The 1,368-nt window shown below is 66.5% G+C and carries 1 protein-coding gene and 1 tRNA gene; both read right to left on the bottom strand.

The features are described 5' to 3' along the window. Nucleotides 1-265: 265 nt before the first annotated feature. Nucleotides 266-355, bottom strand: a tRNA-Ser gene (locus Q1V87_RS02340). A 59-nt stretch (nucleotides 356-414) separates the two neighbouring features. Continuing rightward, on the bottom strand, nucleotides 415-1,368 hold a 954-nt coding region (locus Q1V87_RS02335), incomplete at its 5' end, for an HNH endonuclease signature motif containing protein (protein ID WP_300590692.1).

The raw sequence follows: 1,368 nt of genomic DNA, 5'->3' as shown, positions 1-1,368 counted from the left end.
ACACCCGCCGACGCCACTCCGCGATCGGCAACATCACCCCGAACACCTACGAGAACGTCTACGAAGCCGCGAGATCAGCTACCCTCGCGGAAGCGGCATAACCCACCCGACACCGTGTCCACGATCAAGGGTCAAGGCCCATCGTGAGAGTGAGTCTCCCGGCGCGCGAGATTTCTGTTACCGCTGCGTTACTGCAACCCCTCCCCCGGACATGACGAAGGCCCCGCCTCCCCAGTGTTTTCTAGGGGAGTCGGGGCCTTCGTTCTGGCGGTGACGGTGGGATTTGAACCCACGGTGCGCTTGCACGCACACACGACTTCCAATCGTGCTCCTTAGGCCGCTCAGACACGTCACCAGAACAGCCTGTCCATCGTACCCGATGGCCCCCTGCCGCCCGGACCAGCGTCGGAACGCTCAGGCAGTGAGGGCGAGGCGGGAGCTGCCCGCGAGGCGGGGCGTCCGGGCGGGGTCGATCCACGCAGGCGGAACGAGCCAGACCCGCCCAGTCGGGCCGGTGCTCTCAATCTCGACATCCCATCCATCGTCGTGAACCCGATGGTGACACCCGGTGCACAGGAGCACGCCATTCTCGAGGTCGGTTGGACCGGTATCTCGTTCCCACCACTTCGCGTGATGAACAATGCACCACCCCGGCGGGGCGCCGCAGAAGATGCATCCGCCGTCTCTTCCTGCGAGCGCAAGCTTCTGGGCGGGAGTGAACAAACGCTTGAGCCTTCCCCAGTCGAGAATCTCGCTCTCGCCACCCAGCACACACGGGATAACTTGGGCGTCGGCCGCGAGCCGGCGGACGGCTCCTGCCGAAACCGGTTGATCGAGACCGTCGATCGTGGCAGCCCCGATTCCGCTCTGCAGTTCCTCAAGACTCATACGCACGACGACGGTGGTTGCAGGGCCCGTGGGGACACGGTCGCAGCTCAATCCGTGCCGACACAGGTCCGCCAACGCGTCTGCGGCAAGCTGCTTCACGGATCGCAGGTCGCGCTCGTCGGTGGATGCATGCTCGTTGCGGCGCAAGACCTGGGTCACCATCGCTTCAATCGCCGTCTTCACGGGCGCCGCGGTCTCGGCATCCAGTTTTGCCGTGAGCGTCACCATGCCGTCGCGCTCCTGGATAACGAGAGAGCGCTGCGCCCTGGCATCCTCGTGCCGCGGTTCCACACCATCGGGATCGAGGTGGGCCTCGACGCGCGCGAGGAGCTTGGAGAGTTCGTCTGGCCGCAGCCCCGGCGCGAGCTCGACGAGCTGCCGTTCGGCCTCGTCGATGCGCGCGGCGTCTGCGCGGAGGGCCAGCCGGTCGAGGAGTGTCACGATCGCCGCCGCCGGCGTCACCCCGAGGTCCCCCCGGGC

The sequence above is a fragment of the Microbacterium sp. genome, assembly GCF_030149085.1.
In the GTDB taxonomy this organism is placed as follows: domain Bacteria; phylum Actinomycetota; class Actinomycetes; order Actinomycetales; family Microbacteriaceae; genus Microbacterium.
This window is presented reverse-complemented; position numbering and strand designations above follow the sequence as displayed.